Origin of the sequence: Dongia deserti (assembly GCF_003574735.1) — a bacterium.
Taxonomy (GTDB): domain Bacteria; phylum Pseudomonadota; class Alphaproteobacteria; order Dongiales; family Dongiaceae; genus Dongia_A; species Dongia_A deserti.
This window is the reverse complement of sequence record NZ_QORW01000043.1, coordinates 1-3066: the sequence shown is the minus strand read 5'-3', so window position 1 is coordinate 3066 and position 3066 is coordinate 1. Positions and strand designations below refer to the sequence as shown.

The 3066-nt window shown below is 63.2% G+C and carries 4 protein-coding genes and 1 pseudogene; 3 read left to right on the top strand and 2 right to left on the bottom strand.

Going from position 1 to position 3066, the window contains the following annotated elements; translation table 11 throughout:
• Positions 1–262, bottom strand: a pseudogene (locus DTX69_RS29815) (IS110 family transposase); the annotation flags it as partial.
• A 168-nt stretch (positions 263–430) separates the two neighbouring features.
• Between DTX69_RS29815 and DTX69_RS29810 the strand changes: the two are divergent.
• The 3 genes from DTX69_RS29810 (at position 431) to DTX69_RS29800 (ending at position 1998) form a co-directional block, all read left to right on the top strand.
• Positions 431–1093 carry a LysE family translocator gene (locus tag DTX69_RS29810; protein WP_284736162.1) on the top strand — a complete coding sequence of 221 codons (663 nt, stop codon included), beginning with the start codon at positions 431–433 and terminating at the stop codon, positions 1091–1093.
• 127 nt (positions 1094–1220) lie between these two features.
• On the top strand, positions 1221–1469 hold the full coding sequence (locus DTX69_RS29805) for a DUF2312 domain-containing protein (protein WP_119305227.1): 249 nt from the start codon (positions 1221–1223) through the stop codon (positions 1467–1469).
• Between the two features lie 58 nt (positions 1470–1527).
• Entirely contained in the window at positions 1528–1998 is a 471-nt protein-coding gene (locus DTX69_RS29800; protein WP_119305226.1) for a PAS domain-containing protein, read from the top strand.
• A gap of 21 nt (positions 1999–2019) precedes the next feature.
• On the opposite strand, the gene DTX69_RS29795 is transcribed toward DTX69_RS29800, so the two are convergent.
• On the bottom strand, positions 2020–2862 hold the full coding sequence (locus tag DTX69_RS29795) for a phosphotransferase family protein (RefSeq protein ID WP_119305225.1): 843 nt from the start codon (positions 2860–2862) through the stop codon (positions 2020–2022).
• Positions 2863–3066 lie beyond the last annotated feature (204 nt).

Genomic DNA, 3066 nt, shown 5'->3' with positions numbered 1-3066 from the left:
TCCCGCGTTTGACATACGGCTTCACCAGCTGCGGTGCGATCAGCTTCACTCGGTGACCCAAGCCCTCAATCACCCGCGCCCAGTGATGCGACCCACCGCACGCCTCCATCCCGATCTCAGTCGGCGCCTGCTGCGCCAGAAACGCCACCACATCCTTGCGGCGCACCTTCTTCCTCAAGGCTGTCTGCTCTGCCGCACCAACCCCATGCAGCTGAAAAACACTCTTGGACGTGTCAATGCCAATGCGGATAAGCTTATCCATGGACGGCTCCCTTCAATGAGATCTGCAACGACCTCATTCTGGCACATCGATGCCGCGCGGGGGCCGTCCACACCATCACGAGTTTGCTTGCAACTGCACTGAGTGGGCCAACGAAACTCGTGGATGGTCGGACCAAGTCCGGCCATGACGAATAGGGGAGCACAGCCGGTGACAACACCACTCATCGATCCCACGCTCCTGCTGCCGGCGCTCCTCGCCGCTGCGGCCTACACGCTGACGCCTGGCCCGGCGTTCCTTGCGCTGCTCGGCATCGGTGCGACGCAAGGGAGGCGTGCTGGCATCGGCTTCCTCGCCGGACATCTGGCAGGCGACGTGGTGTGGGCCTCCTTGGCGCTCATCGCCATTATCGGTGCGCAGTCGCTGGGCACGATGATGTTCGATCTGCTGGGGCTCGCCTGCGGGCTCTATCTTTGCTGGCTCGGCTGGAAGGCGGCGAGCGTTCGCCGCGATGCCGATCCGCAAACGACGGTCGGCGCCAAGCGGCCGTTGCTGCGTGGGCTCGCCTTCGGCCTCATGAATCCCAAGGGCTATCCCGTGGCGGTCGCGACCTTCACCTCGCTGCTGGCCAGCCGGTCGCAGGACCTGAGCTGGGAGCGCATGCCGCTTCTCTTGCTCGCGGCATTCGCCGGTTTCATCCTGGCAGATGGCCTGCTGGCCTACGTGGTCGGTGCGGGGCTGGTACGCCGATTCTATCGCCGGCACCAGCTGTGGGTGACGCGCGCGTCCGGCGTGCTTTTCATCGGTTTCGGATTGAACGCGCTTTGGCATTCGACCTATAGTCTCTGGACGTCCTGGCGCCGCGCGGCCTGAACGCGCAAGCAGCCCACGTTATCCACGTAATCCACAGCCGTTCGGCGCTTGTTCCGGCTGGCGCAGGCGGACTAGAGTCGCCGCCGTTCCGATTCGGGGAATGCTTACATAATCGCGGAGTGGATTTATGGCGGATGCTGGTGGCATTGCGGCGGACCGACTAAAGTCCTTCATCGAGCGCATCGAGCGCCTCGAGGAGGAGAAGGCGGCGATCGCCGGGGATATCCGCGAGGTCTATTCCGAAGCCAAGTCGACCGGGTTCGAGACTAAAATCATGCGCCAGCTCGTGCGCCTGCGGAAGATGGAAGCGCACGACCGCGAGGAGCAGGAGCAACTCCTGGACCTCTACAAGCGCGCCGTCGGGATGGTGGGATAAGCACGGCGGGCTGCCCTCGGGGGACTGACACGCAGCCGCATGCTGCTATGATGCCGCCATGGGCGACCTTGGCGGCATCAAGCTCATCCAGGCCTCGGAGCTGAGCTCCGAGATCGTGCGCGCTGCAGTCGATTACTGGCAAAGCAAGCGCACCGACAACGCGCCACCCGACCGGGATTCCTTCGATCCGCTCGAAGTGCCACGCCTGCTGCCCTATCTCATGTGGAAGGACGTGCGGCGCGATCCGTGGGATTTCCGCTACCGTGTGGTCGGCACCACCGTGCGCGAGCATTCGCGCCACAATTGGACGGGGAAGTGGATGTCCGAGGTAGAAGGCCAGGGCGAAGGATCGCGTGTCTTCAGCGTGATGCGCTGGGTCAGCGAACAGGGCAAGGTCGCGATCTTCCGGCCGCCCTATGTCGGTCCACACAAGGAGTTCAAATATTGCGAGGCGGCGGTCATGCCATGGCGCGGCAGCGCGAGCCTAGTTGACCGCGTGCTGGTCGCCGTGGACTTTCTGACGGATTGACGCGATTTCGCTCGCGAGCGCTCAGTTGCCTGAGCAGCCAAGGGCCAGCCTGCCGATCGGCCCGCGGCAGACGTCCGAGATCCAGTCCAGCCGCCGTTGCAGGAGATAACCCTCTCTCTTTTCGCGGATGTCGGCCAGAGCCGCGAACGCCGCGACGGCGTGATAGAGGGCGACACGCTGCCACGACGCATCCTGATCGGATTCAATCGCATATGTCGCGAGCGCGCGGCGGGCAAATTCGTCGCTGAAGGAATGGAAATACATGAAATCGATATGGCGGTCCGTCAGGGCGGCATCGTCGAAATCGAACAGCCCGTTGAGCGCACCGGTCTCGGGATCGATCGCCATGTTGCCGCCCCACACATCGCCATGCGTCACGACAATGTCCATGCTTGGCGGCGCGCTCTCGCAGTAGAGCACGAGCAAACTGTTGAATGCCATCTCGACAAGCGGATCGGTGAGCTTGCCTGCGAGGCGGGCGCGAAGCGTTTCGCCGTCGGGCAGCGGCCGAAAATGGACCAGCCCGATGGCTTTCGCCTCTTGTTTGGTGAAGGCGCGGTGCAGTTGCGCCAACGCGCGGCCCAGGTCGTCAGCCAACCTCATAGACTGGGGCGAGCTCGCAAAGACGCGCTCGCGGCCATCGCCACCAATCTGTATTCCGGAGACGATGGCGCGTACCTGCAGAGCAGGGCCAGCATAGAGAATTCGCGGCAGACCAAACGAGACGCGAGATGCCAAGAGGCGCAGGAGCCTCGCCTCTCGCACCAGCCGTTCCATGGCGGAGGCACAATCTGGAATGAAGGCTACGGCATCGCCCTGGAAGCCGGGCGACCCAGCGTCCGTGTCGCCGTTCCAGCCTGACATCGCTCGGCGGAGCTGTCAGGCCGGCGAGATCCCGCAGGGCAGCCGAAACCGTCTCAGGCGTAATGGGACCAAGCAGATCCAGCTGACTAGAGCGTGATTCCTTCATTCTGAAGCGTATCCTGAGTTTCTGAAGTAGTTAGCGCATTCCTGTGGTGTGAAGACGTCGATGAGCTGACCGATGCCGCGCCAGGTGGTTTCGATGGT